Origin of the sequence: Alistipes sp. (genome assembly GCF_048465635.1) — a bacterium.
Lineage (GTDB): Bacteria > Bacteroidota > Bacteroidia > Bacteroidales > Rikenellaceae > Alistipes.
The window spans coordinates 84,997-100,340 of record NZ_DBFWLF010000013.1 but is presented as its reverse complement, the minus strand read 5'-3'; the positions used below and the strand labels follow the sequence as shown (position 1 = coordinate 100,340).

Sequence of the window (15,344 nt, the reverse complement as noted above, 5' to 3'; positions counted from 1 at the left end):
TAAAACAGCTTTTTTTATTCCAACAGCCAATTTTTCCCATTTTATATGTTTTTATTTATTCATCCGGAATCGTTTTTCCGATGATGCCGTATCCCGTCCCCGAAAGGGGATAAGTCCCCTCCGAGGAGGGGATTTAGGGGAGGGTCAGACTTGTAAACACGGCCGCAGGCCGTGAACGAGGCAGGCCGGGCTGCTGCGCGGAGGAGAAAGCGGATTCCATTAAACAACGTATTAAAATGGGCTTTTTATTCACATCGGAGTCGGTGTCCGAGGGACACCCCGATAAGGTTTCGGATCAGATTTCCGACGCCATTCTCGACGAATTTCTGCGCCGCGACCCCAATTCGAAGGTCGCGTGCGAAACCCTTTGCACGACAGGCCTGGTGGTCGTTGCGGGCGAAGTGCGCTCGGAGGCGTATGTCGACGTGCAGGGCGTGGCGCGCCGCGTCATCAACCGCATCGGCTACACCAAGAGCGACTACCAGTTCGACTGCAACTCGTGCGGCATCCTTTCGGCCATCCACGAACAGTCGCCCGACATCAACCGCGGCGTGGTCCGCGAAGCCGAGGAGGAGCAGGGGGCCGGCGATCAGGGCATCATGTTCGGGTACGCCTGCAACGAGACGCGCGAGATGATGCCCGCGACGCTGATCCTTTCGCACGTGATCCTCAAGGAGCTGGCCGTCATCCGCCGCGAGGGCGAGGTGATGCGCTACCTGCGTCCCGACGCCAAGTCGCAGGTGACCGTCGAGTACGACGAGCGGACCAACCGCCCGCTGCGCGTGCACACGATCGTCGTCTCGACGCAGCACGACGAGTTCATCCTGCCCGAAGACGGCCTCTCGGAGCAGCAGGCCGAACTGCGCATGCAGGAGCAGATCCGCGACGACGTGCAGCGCATCCTCATCCCGCGCGTCAAGGCGCGGCTGGAGCGCGCCGGCGACAAGCTCGCCGAGCTGATCGGCGACGATTATATCCTGCACGTCAACCCCACGGGCAAGTTCGTCATCGGCGGCCCGCACGGAGATACGGGCCTCACGGGCCGCAAGATCATCGTCGATACCTACGGCGGCCGCGGCGCGCACGGGGGCGGCGCCTTCTCGGGCAAGGACTCCTCCAAGGTGGACCGCTCGGCCGCCTACGCTGCACGCCATATCGCCAAGAACCTCGTGGCGGCGGGTGTCGCTCAGGAGGTATTGGTCGAACTGTCCTACGCCATCGGCATCGCGCAGCCGCTCTCGATCTATGTCGACACCTACCGTTCGCCCCGCCCGGCTGCGCTGGAGGGGATGACCGACGGCGAGATCGCCCGCCGCATCGGCAAACTCTTCGACCTGCGCCCGGCGGCCATCGTCAAGCGTTTCGGGCTGAAAAACCCGATCTTCGAAGCCACGGCCTCCTACGGCCACTTCGGCAACCGCCCCTACACGCGCGTGGAGACAGTGTGGGAGAACGGCCGCGAGGTCGAGCGCGAGATCGAGTATTTCGGTTGGGAGAAGTTGGACGCCGTGGAGCTGATCCGCAAGGAGTTCGGGCTCTGACGCGACCGTCGCGTAACGTGCGGGGTGTTCCGGTGCGGACACCCCGTTTTTTGTCTGCGGAGCGCATACTAACGGAGCGTTCCCGTGCGTTTGTCCCTCGAAAAACGGGGCGATTCCCGCCCGCCGGGACCCGAAAGTCGGAGCAGATGCGGCCGCAGGGAGGATTTTACCGGGGAAGGGATCGCCTAAAACCAAACCAAACAGCCTATGCAATGAAGTTGCCTCTTTATCAAACGAACTAAACAACCACATTTTATGATGAAAAAGGCATTTTTATTTTTGGGTATGGTCGCCGTTTCGGCTGCCGCGGGTGGCGTAACGGCATGGACGCTCTCTTCGACGGAGGGCGATCGGGTGCAGTATGTCGACCGCGAGGTCGAGCGGACGCCTGCGCTGGGTACGCACTTCACCTCTTATCAGGCCGAGCAATACCCCGACCTGACGTACGCCGCCGAGAATGCGGTACAGGCCGTGGTCAATATCGAGGCCGTGCAGCAGGTGGAGATGTCGCGCCGGGGCGGCTACGGCTACGACCCCTTCCTCGAATTTTTCGGCATCCCGCAGGAGCGGGGCTACCGCGGGGACGATGAACCCCGCTATCAGGAGCGCCGTGCAGGCGGTTCGGGCGTCATCATCTCCGAGGACGGTTACGTGGTGACCAATAACCACGTGGTGGACGGCGCGACCAAGCTGCGCGTGAAGCTCAACGACGGCCGCAAGTTCGACGCCAAGCTCATCGGCAAGGATTCCGCCACGGACCTGGCGCTGCTGAAGATCGAGGCCACGGAGCTGCCGACCCTGCCGTTCGGCTCGTCCGACGCGCTGCGGCTGGGCGAGTGGGTGCTGGCGATCGGTTCGCCGTTCGACCTGCAGTCGACCATCACGGCCGGTATCGTGAGCGCCAAGGCGCGGCAGCTGGGCGTGATTCCCAACGATTTCAGCATCGAGTCGTTCATCCAGACCGACGCGGCGGTCAACCCCGGCAACTCGGGCGGTGCGCTGGTCAACACGCACGGCGAGCTGGTGGGCATCAATACGCTCATCAAGTCGCAGACGGGCAGCTACGTGGGTTACTCGTTCGCCATTCCCGAGTCGATCGTCCGCAAGGTGGTGGTCGATTTGAAGGAGTACGGCGTGGTGCAGCGGGCGCTGCTGGGCATCCAGTTCCGTGCTGTGGATCAGGATTTTCTGGATAGCGAAGGCAAGGAGCTGGGCATCGACCAGATCGGCGGCGCTTATGTGGCCATGGTGGTCGAGGGCGGTGCGGCTTCGGAGGCCGGCGTGCGCAAGGGCGATGTGATTCTGGCCATCGACGGCGTGAAGATCGCGGAGGCTTCGACCCTCCAGGAGCAGATTGCCAAGCATCGACCCAACGATAAGGTCGAATTGACGGTAAAAAGAGACGGCAAGGTGAAACAAATCGAGGTCACCTTGCGTAATAAAGCAGGTAAAACGGAATTGGTTACCCGGGAGGATGTCGACGTGGTCGAGGCCCTCGGAGGCAAGTTCGCCGATGCGGGCGACAAACTGTGCCGTCAGCTCGATATTCGGGGCGGCGTGCAGGTGGTCGGCATCAAGGCCGACGGGATTCTGGCCCGCGCTCGTGTAAAGCAGGGATTTGTGATCACCCATATCAACGACCGTCCGGTGCGTTCGCTCGCCGACATGCAGCGCATGACCGACAAGATCCGCTCGATCGACGGGGTTTATCCCAACGGACGGGCAGCCAGCTACACGCTGGTCGAGTAGCGATCGGGTCCCGGCCCTTCGGGGTCGGGACTTGATTTCCCCGGGCGGGTGAAGCAGTGAGAAAGAGAATTTATAAGGTATAAGGAGAAAAGATGCGTCAATTAAAAATTACAAAATCCATCACCAACCGCGAGAGCGCCTCGCTGGACAAGTACTTGCAGGAGATCGGCAAGGAGGAGCTTATCACGGTGGAAGAGGAGGTGGAACTCGCCCAACGAATCAAGAAAGGAGACCAGGAAGCGCTCGAAAAACTCACCAAGGCCAACCTGCGGTTCGTGGTCTCGGTGGCCAAGCAGTACCAGAACCAGGGACTGAGCCTGCCGGATTTGATCAACGAAGGAAACCTCGGCCTGATCAAGGCCGCCGAGAAGTTCGACGAAACGCGCGGCTTCAAGTTCATCTCTTACGCCGTGTGGTGGATCCGTCAGTCGATCCTCCAGGCGCTGGCCGAGCAGTCGCGCATCGTGCGCCTGCCGTTGAACCAGGTCGGCTCGCTCAACAAGATCAACAAGGCGTTTGCCCGCTTCGAGCAGGAGCACGAGCGCACGCCGTCGCCCGAGGAGCTGGCCAACGAGCTGGAGCTGCCGAAGGAGAAGGTCACCGACACGCTGCGCGTCGCGGGCCGTCACGTCTCGGTCGACGCGCCGTTCGCCGACGGCGAGGACAACTCGCTGCTGGACGTGCTGGTCAACCCCGATTCGCCCAACGCCGACCGCGGGCTGATCAACGAGTCGCTCTCGACCGAGGTCGACCGTGCGCTGGAGACGCTCACTGAGCGGGAGCGCGACATCATCAAGTACTTCTTCGGCATCGGCTGCTCGGAGATGACGCTCGAGGAGATCGGCGAGAAGTTCGACCTCACGCGCGAACGCGTGCGTCAGATCAAGGAGAAGGCGATCCGCCGCCTGCGCCACTCGTCGCGTTCGAAACTGTTGAAATCCTACCTCGGGTAGCGTACCCGAAGCCATGACAAACCCCCGGTCCCTGCGGATCGGGGGTTTGTTTTTCGGGGGGGGGGACCGCTTCTGAAAGTCTCGGTTCATCCGGTGGGGAATCAGGTCCAGTCCGAAAAGGGGCCGGAGCGGCGGGGTGGGCAGTCGGAGTGAAAAAAGGTCAGCCGTCGGACTTCCTACCACTCGATCGGCTGCTTGCCGATCGAGACGAGGTATTCGTTGGCGCGCGAGAAGTGGCGGCAGCCGAAGAATCCGCGGTAGACCGACAGCGGCGAGGGGTGCACGGCTTTTAGGATGCAGTTGCGCTGCGGATCGGCGATGGCGCCCTTCTTCTGGGCGTAGCTGCCCCAGAGCATGTAGACGATGCCCTGCCTGCGCTCGTTGATGGCGCGCACCACGGCGTCGGTGAAGGTCTCCCAGCCGCGCCCGGCGTGCGAGGCGGCTTCGTGGGCGCGGACCGTCAGCACGGCGTTCAGCAGCAGCACCCCCTGCTCGGCCCAGCGGTCGAGGTTGCCCGTGGCGGGAACGGGCGTCCCGGTGTCGTCGCGGACCTCCTGGAAGATGTTCTGGAGCGAGGGCGGGAACGGCACGCCGTCGGCCACCGAGAAGCACAGACCGTTGGCCTGTCCCGGCCCGTGATAGGGGTCCTGCCCGATGATGACCACCTTCAGCCGGTCGAACGGACATTTGTCGAAGGCGCGGAAGATGTTGCTGCCGCGCGGATAGATGCGCTGCGAGGCGTACTCCTGCCGTACGAACTCGGTCAGGCGGGCGAAATAGGGTTTTTCGAACTCTTCGGCGAGCAGCTCTTTCCAGTCGGGTGCTATCTTTACGTCCATGCTACAAGTGGGTTTAGGCGATCGCGGGTTTAATCGGCCGAAAGTCGTCTGCGCAGCGATTCGAATCCGGCCGGCCGCAAACACGGCGATTAAAAATCAGGTAAATGTAGTGAAAAGTCGGAATAATTGCGCTATTTTTGTGATGGATTTGCTTGAAAACCGATGAGAAAAACGACCTTTCTTCTTATTTTGTGGCTTCTGACGGCAGCGACCGTCGGAGCGCAGGACCGCGCAGACAGCGTGCGCAATGTGATCTTCATGATCGGCGACGGTATGGGGCTGGCCCACATTTCGATGCTTCAGATCGAGAACGACTACGCCCCCACGGCGTTCGAGCGCGCCGAGGGCGTTGCGCTCGTGGTGACCCGTTCGGCCAACAACCGCGTCACCGACTCGGCGGCGGCGGGCACGGCGCTCGCTACGGGGCACAAGACCGGGAACGGCAGGCTGGGTCAGGATATGGAGGGGCGGCGGCTCGAATCGCTCGTCGCCCGCGCGCACGCTGCCGGGCGACCTACGGGCATCGTGGTCACCAGCTATCTCCAGCATGCGACTCCGGCGGCGTTCTACGCGCACGTGGGCGACCGCGGCGACCAGCGGACGATCACGGGCCAGCTGCTCGAAAGCGGCGTGGACGTGCTGCTGGGCGGGGGCCGCAAGTGGCTTGCGGCGGAGTGTGCCGAGGGCGGGAGCTACTACGACGCCTTCCGCCGGCGCGGATACCAGGTCATCGACACGCTGCCGGCCGCCGATACGATCCGTTCGGGCCGCCTGCTGGGCGCGCTGGCCGAAGGGCATATGCCCGGACTGCCCGAGCGGGGCGACTACCTCTGCCGGGCCACGCGCAAGGCGCTCGATATCCTCTCCGCCGATGCGGCGGGCGGGGGCTTCGTGCTGATGGTCGAGGGTTCGCTGATCGACATGGCGGCCCACAGCAACGATGCGAAGGAGCTGGTGGGCGAGCTGCGCGACTTCGAGTGCGCGGTGGCCGCGGCGATGGATTTCGCCGACCGGACACCCGGCACGCTCGTCGTGGTGGTTGCCGACCACGAGACCGGCGGACTGTCGATCCCGGCCAATAAGACCGACTTCACGCAGGCCGAAAACGGGCTGAATTACAATTTCGGCACGCGTTCGCATACGGCCTCGATGGTCCCGGCCTACCTCTACGGCACGGGAGCACGCGGTTTGAGCGGCGTGATGGATAATACGGAGCTTTCGCGGCGGGTTGGCCGGCTGGCGGGGCTGGAATAAGCTCACCCTCTCGGGACAGGGTGTCAGGGCTGGAACCGACAGCCTCTCGGCGGAGAACGGCAGGCTGAATCTTTCTCCGGGCAGGGATCACGTAGCAGATAATCCTCCCTCTGCGGGCGGAGAACGGCAGGGCTGAATCTCTCCCCGGCAGGGAATGACGGGACCGGGACAACAACACCCCTTTCGGCGGAGAACGGCAGGCGGAGCAGCTCCTCCCTCTTCGGACAGCGAAAAAACAGGCGGCGGACACTGAACTTAGGGTGTCCGCCGCCTGCCGCTTATGGAGGGTGGTACTAATTGGCCGGAGCCTGCAGGGTCCCGAAACCGACAACGACCACTTCGTCCATCGTTCCGGGGCTTTTTTCGGTCGTTGTTTCGGGGGCTTTTTCACTTGTTGCTTCGCGCTTGGCGGGGGCTTGCTGCCCAGCGATCCGGAAGTCGATCGGTATCGTATACTTCACGCGCACGGCCTTGCCCTTTTGGCTGCCGGGCTTCCAGCTGCCTGCGGGCGTTGCCGCCAGTATGCGGCGGGCTTCGTCGGAGAGGGAGCTGTCGGGCGTCGCAAGAATCTGGATGTCGCTCAACGAACCGTCCTTCTCGATGATGAACGTGGCCACGACACGCCCCTGAATATTGTTCTGCAAGGCGGCGACGGGGTATCTCACCTGCGACTGCACCCACATGCGGAATTTGTTCAGATTACCGCCCTGGAACGACGGCATCGTTTCGACGACCACATAAACCTCCTGATCGGATACTTCGGCAGCGCGCTTGATGAGCGTGTCCGCTGCGGCGACGGTTTCCAGCCGGAAATCGACCGGAACCAACATCTTCACGCGGACCGGTTGGCCTTTCTGCATGCCGGGGGTCCAGCTGCCCGCAGGGATTCGGGCCATCACGCGACGCACTTCGTCGGTGAGGAGTTTGTCGGGCGACTGGAGAATGTCGAGGATGGTCAGCGAGCCGTCCCGCTCGATGATGAATGCTACGACGACGCGCCCCTGCAATTTCTGCTTCATCGCTTCGGCGGGGTACTGCACCTCGCTCTGGATCCAGCTTCGGAAGGTCATCAGGTCGCCGCCCCTGAATCGGGGCATCGTTTCGGCGACCAGGAACGGTGTCTCCGGATCGTCGGAAGCCCGCTTTTCCGCCGCCCTCTTTTCGGCCTCCTTGGAGGTGATTACGATCACCCCGTAGCGTCCCCGCTCCCCGTATAGCGATTTGGCCTGCTCGTCGCCGAGCACCGAAAGGGTTGCGACATCCCTGATGTCCACGTTGGAAAGGTCCGACCTCTCCACCCCGTCGTAGATATAGAGCGGACTCCGCTTCACGCCGTCGTTGTCGCGCGAGAAAAGCGCAACGTCTTGCTGCCCGCTCCCTTCGGGGGAGAGCAGAACGCCATAGTCGTCCCTCGGGTCGTCGACGACCAGCGCGCACGGGGCATAGCCGGGATACTGGACTTCGAGCACCGCACCCTTTGCCGCGACGATCCGTGCATTCCCCTGCGCATCGGTCACCGTGCCGCGTTCGGAGTTGGCATGTTTGACGATGGCTCCTGCGGCGACGTTGCGGGAGGAGAAACCTTTGCCGTCCTTGTCCATCAGCGTGACGTGCACCCGGACCGGCTGCTCGCCCGGCTTGGCGGATTCGCCTTTGCGGGGAGCCGCCGGGGCGGGCTGCGCTTCCGCGGCCGATGCGGAGTTGTCGGGCATCAGCTGCGTTACGATCATTACTTCGGCCCCTTGCTCGTCGGGGGAGAGAGCCGTTTGTCGGGTTTCGCAGCCGATGTGGGAGATTTCGAACTGCGTACCGGGGGCTGCCGTCAGGTGCGCTTTCCCCTGCGGATCGGTCGTGGTTCCACGGTCCGTCCCGGCGATGAGGATTATCGCCCCGGGCAGAGGCTGGCCCTCCTTGGTCACCAGGAAGTTCACTTTGCACGCTGCGGGGGCGGCCGTCTCCGGCTGCGTGTCCGGAAGCACGATCACGGCCGCCCGGCTCGTGAACGAGAAGGCGACCAGCAGTCCCATTACGACGGGCAGCGTGCCCGCCAGGCGCAGCAGGGCATACCTGCCGCTTTTCTTTGTTGTCATCATTAGGAAGCGTTTTTTAGTCAGTGAATTACGCAGCCCGTTGGCTATTTCCGGAGTATAGCCGAAGAGCTGTTTGAGCAGGACATGCATGTAGTTCTCCACGTCGAAGCCGCCGGCCAGCACGTCGCTGTCGGCCTCGAACTCCTCGGCCTCGGTCAGCCGCCGTGCGGCGATCCAGGCGAAGGGGTTCCACCACAGCAGGGCCTTCAGGCACTCCATGGCGATGCGTTCCGCCGAGTGGCGGTGGCGGATATGACTGGTCTCGTGGGCGAGGATCGCGGGCAGTTCGCTGTCGGGAACCCCCTGCCAGACGTAGATCGCGCGGAAGAACGAGAACGATGCGATCTGCTGCCGGGTGCGAACGAGCGTGATGCCCTGCGCCCGGGAGACGACGGCTCCGCGCCGCAGGCCGCGGATGCGCACCGCCTGCCAAAGCATCAGCGCGAGTATCAGCAGCGCGCCGCCCGCGTAGATGAGCATGGCCACGGTCTCCGGTGCGAGAGCGGGGGCGGGATCGGCCACGATCTCGGCCTGAATATCCCACGCTCCGGCCGTCACGACGGGCGTCGCCCGGATCACCTCGGCGGGCCATACGGGGATGCGCAGCAGCGGAATGAGGGCGGCCGCGACGGTCGAGAGCAGCAGATAGGCGCGGCACCAGCCGAAGTGCACCCGCCTTTCGAGCAGGATGACGTAGGCCGCGAGCAGCACGCCGCTGCACACGAGCGTTTCCAGGGCGTAGTAGGTCAACTCTTTCATGGCCGGTTGCGGGGTTATTGTTTGGCGTTGCGCATGATCTCGAGAATCTGCTCCATCTCGCCCACCGAAATCTGTTCGTGGCGTGAGAAAAACGAGACCATCTGCGACAGCGAGCCGTCGAAATAGGCGGTCAGCACCGACGACATGACCGTCCGGGCGTATTGCTCGCGGTCGATCAGCGGGAAGTAGCGGTGGCTCTTGCCCTCTGCGCGGTGGCTTACGAAACCCTTGTTCTCCAGAATTTTGAGAAAGGTGGCGACGGTGGTGTATTTGGGGTGCGGCTCGCGCGTGCGGGCAATGATCTCATTGACCACCGCATCGCCCAGCTGCCAGAGGATCTGCATGATCTCCTCTTCGCCGCGGGTCAGTTCCATGCGTTTCGTTTCCATGATTTTGTTCATAGTCTTTATCTTCTCGCTGATGCAAGTTTAATACTAAATTTTTAGATATGCAAATATTTCTTCTAAAAATTTAGTAGAACGTGTGAAAATTTCTATACCTATTAATAAAGGTTCGGTGCGGAATTCGGGGTTGTGCGGGAAGCGGTTCGGCTGTGTAGATAGTCGAAGATCAGTCGTTGCGGAGCGTAAAATCCTCGCGGAACCAGTAGCGGCGGGGGCAGTCGATGCCGAAGGTGTCCCGCAGCCCGCCGTAGTGGTCCTGAACGATGCCCATGCCCGGTCCGTTGTTGCCCTCGATCACCACGGGACCCGCTTCGGTGCAGGCGATGTCCCAGCCCACATAGCGCATTTCGCGGTATTTCAGCGCGATCGAACAGGCGAAAGCGGTCAGCTCCTCCCACATGGGTATCCGGTAGCCCGCGAAACGGAAACCCGTATCGGGGTGCTCGGTGTAGGCGGTATGGTCGTCGCGCAGGGCCGCGTCGCCCAGCACGCCTGTCGCGGGATCGACGCGGATATAGAGACCGCCCGAGCTGGCGTTGTCGACGCAGCTGCCGCCGCTGCCCATCCGCAGCAGCGCCAGCAGTACCTTTGCCTGTCGTTTGCCGTCGCACTCGGTAACGATGCGGAACGTGTTGACCGAGCGCGGATAGATGGCGTCGAGTACGGGGTGCTGCACGACCCCCTCTTCGGCGAGGTAGTCCTCCGCGGCCAGCGCAGCGAGCAGGCCGGCGTCGAGCGGTTCGCCGCTTCGGATGTCCGTGTAGCCTCCCCCGGAGCGCTCGAAGACGCGGATGCCGCGGCCTCCCACGCCGAACGTGGGCTTGAGGAAGATACGCTCGGCGCGGCATGCGGCGACGCGCTCCATCGCCTGGGCGGGGGTGATCGGGTTCAGCTCCCCGTCGAACACCCCGCCGTCGCGGGTGTTGAACACTTCGCGCGGCTGGGGAATGCCCAGTCCGTTGTTCAGACCGTACATCAGGCGCTTGTCCTCGCAGAGAATGTTGCGGTCGCGGAACGAAAGCGGGTACATCAGGTAGAAGGCGAAGAAGTCCGGAATATAGCTCTTCATCTGCTCCAGCGACAGCGGGCACTCCCTGTGCCAGAACTTGTAGCGGTAATATTGGGTGGGCATACACCCCCAGTAGCGTTTCAGGGCGCGCATCTCGCGGCGTATGACGCGGTCGGGTTTGCGCTCCGAGGAGGCGTTGCAGGCGTCGATGTACTTTTTGTAATAGGTGCGGTAATAGGGCCGGTGGGCGCGTTCCGACGCCTTTTTCACCAGGTAGTAGAGGTATTTTCGGATCATGGCGGCAGGTAGTCGGGTTATGCGCCCGGATTGCGTTCGGGTTCGTTGTCTTTTTCGGGGGCTTCGTCCTGCTCCCAGTCGAAGCGTTCGAAGGTGTGCCGTCCGCCGAGCGAGAAGCAGGTGTAGGTGATCGGCAGCCCCATCCCGAGGAAGCGGCTTTCGTAGGCCGTCTTCACGGCGAGCACCCCCTCGGGTTGCCCCGATGCGTAGATGTCGGGGTCGGAGACCGCGCAGGGCAGCCCGAAGCGGCGGATCACCTCGGCGGTGTAGGCGTAGAGGTGCTTGGAGTCGGTCTTGAGGTGGATGCGGCCGTCGGGCGCGAGCAGCCGCGCGTAACGCTCCAGAAAGGAGGGGGCGGTGAGGCGCTTGTCGGCCCGGCGCGTCTTGAGCTGCGGGTCGGGGAAGGTGATCCACAGTTCGGAGACCTCGCCCTCGGCGAAGAGCGCGTCGATAAACTCGATGCGCGTGCGCAGGAAGCCCGCGTTGGACAGGTTGCGCTCCGTCGCGGTTTTTGCGCCGCGCCACATGCGCGCCCCTTTTATGTCCACGCCGATGTAGTTGCGCGAGGGGTCGCGCTCGGCCAGCGCTACGGTGTATTCGCCCTTGCCGCAGCCCAGTTCGAGCACGATCGGGTGGTCGTTGTGGAAAAAGTCGCTGTTCCACCGCCCCTTGATCGGGTGGTCGCGGCGGAACACCTCCTCGAAGGCGGGTTGCAGGAAACAGGCGAAGGTTTCGTTTTCCCGGAATCTGCGAAGTTTGTCTTTGCCCATGTCGTTGTTCGGTTATTCGGATGGCGCTTCGGTGGCGCTGCGGTCGGGGTTCGGGGTTGTGCCCGGCGTGCTTGCGACGATGTTCAGCCCCACGGCTTCCACACCCCGCAGCGGTCGCAGGGGGGTGATCCGGAGCAGGTAGTCGCCGCTGCGGGCGAAACGAACCTGTCGGCGGTAGGGGATGATGTGTTCGCGGGCGAGGGCCGCAGGACCCTCGCTGCGGGGCAGGTCGATGAGCAGCGACTCTTCGAAACGCAGCGAATCGGGGGTGCGCAGCACGATGCGGACCGTGAAACTGTCCTCCGTGAAGCGGTCGTTGCAGCGCAGGAAGAGGCGCAGGTCGCGCAGCGAGAGGGTATCGGCGTTGGGCAGCCGCAACTCCGCCGCGGTGTGCCAGGCGACGGGGTCCACGTCGACGGCCGTCGACTGATGGGGCGAAAGGCAGCCGCCCGCGATCCCCGCGGCAACGATCGCCGCGGTTATGTGCCGGATGCCTCTTTTCACGCTCAGTTATGCTCGCCGCCCGTGTTGCCTGTGTTGCCTGTGTTGCCCGTGCCGCCCGTGTTGCCGCCGGAGTTCCCTGCGGTGTTTCCGCCCGCATTGCCGAAGTTGCCGCCAAAGTTGCCGCCGGAGTTCCCCGCGGTGTTTCCGCCCGCATTGCCGCGGTTCCCGCCGTTGTTGCGGGTTTCGCCGCTGTTCCGGTTCTCCCCGTTGTTCCGATTTCCGCCGCTGCGGTTTTCACCGCTGCCGCGGTTCTCGCCGTTCGCTCCGCGCGGACGGTCTCCGTTGCGGCGGCCCCGGTTGCGCGGGCGGTTGTCGGCATTGCCCTCGCGGGCAGCGCCGTTATCGTTGTCGGGGCGGCGGTTCTCGCCGTTGCTGTTTCGGGTTTCGCCGCTGTTCCGCTGCTCCCCGCTCCGCTCGGTCCGGCCCTCGCCGCGCTGCTCCGGACGGGGACGGTCGCCCCGGCGCGGACGGCGGTCGGTCCGGTCCGCTTCCTGCCGACGGCCCTCCGGTTGCGCGGCCCGACCCTCTGCCCGCTCTTCGGATCGACCCTCTGCCCGGCTCTCGCCCGAACCGCCCTGCCGGCGGTTTTCCGGGGAACCCTCCTGCCGCTCGCCGCGGTTGCGGCCCCGGCCTTTCTTGCGGCGCTTGGCCTGGTCGAAGCGGGTGATGCTGTCCTCCTCCGAACGGTAGGTGGGTTCGTCGGCCACCGGCTGCCGGTCGTCGTCGCCCGGCAGCTGCTCGACCTTCTTGCCGGCGCGGTTGAGGGCGAGGATCTCCTTGACGCGGGCCACCGGGAGCGTCGTCACGTTGACCATCGCCTCCTTGGACGAGGAGAAGGTCATCGTGCCGGCGAGAATGTCGCTCTTGACGAGGAAGTATTCGCCGTCGATCGCCTGCAGCGGTTCGCGCAGCCGCGGGAAATCCTTGCGGGCGTCGACGTAGGCGTCGTATTCGTACATCATGCAGCACTTGAGCTTCGAGCACTGCCCGGCCAGTTTCTGCGGATTGAGCGAAATGTCCTGCACGCGCGCCGCTCCGGTGGTGACGCTCGAGAAGCTCGACATCCACGATGCGCAGCACAGCTCGCGGCCGCAGGCGCCCAGTCCGCCGATGCGGCCGGCCTCCTGGCGTGCGCCGATCTGCTTCATCTCGATGCGTATGTGGAAGCGCTCGGCGAAAACCTTGATCAGCTCGCGGAAGTCGACCCGCTCGTCAGCAATGTAGTAGAAGATCGCCTTGATCTTGTCGCCTTGATACTCCACGTCGCCGATCTTCATGTTGAGGCCCATGTCGGCGGCGATCTGCCGGGCGGCGATCATCGTCTCGTGCTCGAGGGCGATGGCCTCCTGCCAGCGCTCGATATCGTAGGGCTTGGCCTTGCGGTAGATCTTCTTGAACTCTCCGTTGTAGGGGTTGAAGCCCGTGCGGCGCATCTGGCGGGCGACCAGGTCGCCCGTGAGCGTCACCACGCCGATATCGTGTCCGGGCGACGCCTCGACGGCCACGATGTCGCCGTTGCGCAGCGCGATGCCCGAGGCGTTCTGGTAGAATCCGCGCCGCGTGTTCTTGAACCGCACCTCCACCAGGTCGGTCGGCAGGTTCTCGGGATAGTCCTCGAGCCACGGGGTTTCGTGGAGTTTGAAGCACCCTTCGCAGGGGACGGCCTCGCACTCCGAGCCGCCGTCGCAGAACGCGCAGCCGCGGCCTATTTCTGGTTTGCAGGGGGAAGTATGTCGTTTTTCGGTCTCCATGACGGAATAATTTGTGTAAAGATACGCAAAATAATTCTTAATTTTTCATTTTTAATTCTCAATCGGGCCGCTCGCGTAAAGGCGGCGCACGCTGCGGCGGATGCGCACGATCATCATCACGGCCGCGGCCGACAATCCGAACGAGAAGCCCAGGAAGAGGCCCGAGGGACCCATGCCCCACGTGAAGCCGAAGAGGTAACCCACCGGCAGGTTCAGCAGCCAGTACGAAACGAAGGCGATCGGCATGATGATCTTTACGTCCTGAATGCCGCGCAGGATGCCGACCGAGACGTTCTGCACCCCGTCCGAAAGCTGGTAGAGCGCCGCGAAGAACATCAGCTCGGAGGTGATGGCGATCACCTCGGCGTTCTGGGTGAAGAGCGAGGGAATCCAGTGCCGCAGCGTGATGAAGACCACTGCGGCCAGCGTGTTCCACGCCAGCACGAGGTGGTACGACGCTTTGGCCGCCAGCGACAGTTCGGCGATGTTGCGCGCCCCGTAGCAGTGGGACACGCGGATGGTGGTGGCCGCGCCGATCGACATGACGATCATGAAGGCGCAGTTGCCCAGCGTGATGGCGATCTGGTTGGCGCTCATGGCCTGCGTGCCGAGCCAACCCATCATGATGCCCGTGCCCACGAAGGCCGACGCTTCGAGGAACATCTGCGAGGAGATCGGCAGTCCCATGCGCAGCAGCGAGCGGACCGTGGCCCACGAGTAGTTGCGCGGCGAGAAGCCGTCGAGGTAGGCGCGGTACTTGTCGCGGCAGAGGAAGTAGCCGATCATCAGCACCGGAGCGATCATGCGCGAGAGCAGCGTGCCGAGGCCCGCGCCCTGGGCGCCCATCTCCGCGAAGCCGTAGCGGCCGTAGATGAAGACCCAGTTGAAGCCGATGTTGGCCAGGTTCGACACGATGGTCACGACCATCTCCACCTTGGTGTTGCCCACCCCTTCGAGGAACTGCTTGAAGGCGAAGAAGAGCATGATGAAGGGCATGCTGTACACCAGCATGCGGTAGTAGGGGATGGCGACGTCGACCACCTCGGCGGGCTGGCCCAGGTGGTAGAGCAGCGGGATGGCGGCGTATTGCACCGCGCTGATGACGATGCCCAGCAGCGTGTAGAAGAGGATGCCGTTCTGCAGGAGCGAGGCCGACCGTTCCCGGTCGCCGCGCGCATACAGCTCGCCCACGAGCGGGGTCATGCCCAGCGCCACGCCCACGGCCGTGATGAAGAGGATGAAGAAGACCGCGCCGCCGAACGACACGGCGGCCAGCGGCACGGGGTCCTCGCCGCCGTAGCGGCCGACCATCAGGTTGTCGGCTACCTGCGTGAGTATCTGTCCCAACTGCGTCAGCACCACGGGCAGCGCCAGCAGCAGGTTGGCCTTGTATTGCTCCTTGTATTTCGAGAATCGGTAGATCA

12 protein-coding genes are annotated in these 15,344 nt (G+C 63.5%); 4 read left to right on the top strand and 8 right to left on the bottom strand.

The window, feature by feature from the left end:
• The first annotated feature begins 236 nt into the window (after positions 1-236).
• The 3 genes from metK to ACMO9O_RS05320 all read left to right on the top strand — a co-directional run bounded on the left by metK (position 237) and on the right by ACMO9O_RS05320 (position 4,243).
• On the top strand, positions 237-1,541 hold the full coding sequence (gene metK, locus ACMO9O_RS05330; protein WP_418982664.1) for a methionine adenosyltransferase: 1,305 nt from the start codon (positions 237-239) through the stop codon (positions 1,539-1,541).
• Between the two features lie 258 nt (positions 1,542-1,799).
• The gene (locus ACMO9O_RS05325; RefSeq protein WP_418982768.1) at positions 1,800-3,290 is read left to right on the top strand and encodes a Do family serine endopeptidase; all 1,491 of its coding nucleotides are present in this window, start codon (positions 1,800-1,802) and stop codon (positions 3,288-3,290) included.
• A 92-nt stretch (positions 3,291-3,382) separates the two neighbouring features.
• A complete protein-coding gene (locus tag ACMO9O_RS05320; RefSeq protein WP_004328839.1) occupies positions 3,383-4,243 on the top strand; it encodes a sigma-70 family RNA polymerase sigma factor in 861 nt (286 codons plus the stop codon).
• A gap of 176 nt (positions 4,244-4,419) precedes the next feature.
• Here the strand turns inward: ACMO9O_RS05320 and ung are convergent, their stop codons facing one another.
• Complete coding sequence (gene ung / locus ACMO9O_RS05315) at positions 4,420-5,082, bottom strand: uracil-DNA glycosylase (RefSeq protein ID WP_418982663.1); 663 nt, start codon at positions 5,080-5,082, stop codon at positions 4,420-4,422.
• 162 nt (positions 5,083-5,244) lie between these two features.
• Between ung and ACMO9O_RS05310 the strand changes: the two genes are divergently transcribed.
• Entirely contained in the window at positions 5,245-6,336 is a 1,092-nt protein-coding gene (locus tag ACMO9O_RS05310; protein ID WP_418982662.1) for an alkaline phosphatase, read from the top strand.
• 293 nt (positions 6,337-6,629) lie between these two features.
• Here ACMO9O_RS05310 and ACMO9O_RS05305 read toward each other — a convergent pair whose 3' ends face one another.
• From ACMO9O_RS05305 to ACMO9O_RS05275, 7 genes are all read right to left on the bottom strand, one after another.
• A complete protein-coding gene (locus tag ACMO9O_RS05305; protein ID WP_418982661.1) occupies positions 6,630-9,185 on the bottom strand; it encodes a TonB family protein in 2,556 nt (851 codons plus the stop codon).
• A 14-nt stretch (positions 9,186-9,199) separates the two neighbouring features.
• Positions 9,200-9,574, bottom strand: coding sequence for a BlaI/MecI/CopY family transcriptional regulator (locus ACMO9O_RS05300; RefSeq protein WP_418982660.1), 375 nt, complete (start codon positions 9,572-9,574; stop codon positions 9,200-9,202).
• Between the two features lie 181 nt (positions 9,575-9,755).
• Positions 9,756-10,895 carry a sugar-transfer associated ATP-grasp domain-containing protein gene (locus ACMO9O_RS05295; RefSeq protein ID WP_418982658.1) on the bottom strand — a complete coding sequence of 380 codons (1,140 nt, stop codon included), beginning with the start codon at positions 10,893-10,895 and terminating at the stop codon, positions 9,756-9,758.
• 17 nt (positions 10,896-10,912) lie between these two features.
• Positions 10,913-11,665, bottom strand: a complete 753-nt coding sequence (gene trmB / locus ACMO9O_RS05290) for a tRNA (guanosine(46)-N7)-methyltransferase TrmB (protein ID WP_418982656.1) — start codon at positions 11,663-11,665, stop codon at positions 10,913-10,915.
• A gap of 12 nt (positions 11,666-11,677) precedes the next feature.
• Entirely contained in the window at positions 11,678-12,169 is a 492-nt protein-coding gene (locus ACMO9O_RS05285) for a hypothetical protein (protein WP_418982655.1), read from the bottom strand.
• Between the two features lie 2 nt (positions 12,170-12,171).
• Entirely contained in the window at positions 12,172-13,920 is a 1,749-nt protein-coding gene (gene ricT / locus ACMO9O_RS05280) for a regulatory iron-sulfur-containing complex subunit RicT (protein ID WP_418982653.1), read from the bottom strand.
• A gap of 51 nt (positions 13,921-13,971) precedes the next feature.
• Entirely contained in the window at positions 13,972-15,342 is a 1,371-nt protein-coding gene (locus ACMO9O_RS05275) for an MATE family efflux transporter (protein ID WP_418982767.1), read from the bottom strand.
• Between the last annotated feature and the right edge of the window lie 2 nt (positions 15,343-15,344).

What these genes read in the sequence shown, in the direction of transcription:
- ACMO9O_RS05300 (WP_418982660.1), bottom strand. Translation starts at nt 9,574, where the DNA reads ATGGAAACGAAACGCATGGAACTGACCCGCGGCGAAGAGGAGATCATG.
- ACMO9O_RS05325 (WP_418982768.1), top strand. Translation starts at nt 1,800, where the DNA reads ATGAAAAAGGCATTTTTATTTTTGGGTATGGTCGCCGTTTCGGCTGCC.
- ung (WP_418982663.1), bottom strand. Translation starts at nt 5,082, where the DNA reads ATGGACGTAAAGATAGCACCCGACTGGAAAGAGCTGCTCGCCGAAGAG.
- ricT (WP_418982653.1), bottom strand. Translation starts at nt 13,920, where the DNA reads ATGGAGACCGAAAAACGACATACTTCCCCCTGCAAACCAGAAATAGGC.
- ACMO9O_RS05295 (WP_418982658.1), bottom strand. Translation starts at nt 10,895, where the DNA reads ATGATCCGAAAATACCTCTACTACCTGGTGAAAAAGGCGTCGGAACGC.
- trmB (WP_418982656.1), bottom strand. Translation starts at nt 11,665, where the DNA reads ATGGGCAAAGACAAACTTCGCAGATTCCGGGAAAACGAAACCTTCGCC.
- ACMO9O_RS05320 (WP_004328839.1), top strand. Translation starts at nt 3,383, where the DNA reads ATGCGTCAATTAAAAATTACAAAATCCATCACCAACCGCGAGAGCGCC.
- ACMO9O_RS05305 (WP_418982661.1), bottom strand. Translation starts at nt 9,185, where the DNA reads ATGAAAGAGTTGACCTACTACGCCCTGGAAACGCTCGTGTGCAGCGGC.
- metK (WP_418982664.1), top strand. Translation starts at nt 237, where the DNA reads ATGGGCTTTTTATTCACATCGGAGTCGGTGTCCGAGGGACACCCCGAT.
- ACMO9O_RS05310 (WP_418982662.1), top strand. Translation starts at nt 5,245, where the DNA reads ATGAGAAAAACGACCTTTCTTCTTATTTTGTGGCTTCTGACGGCAGCG.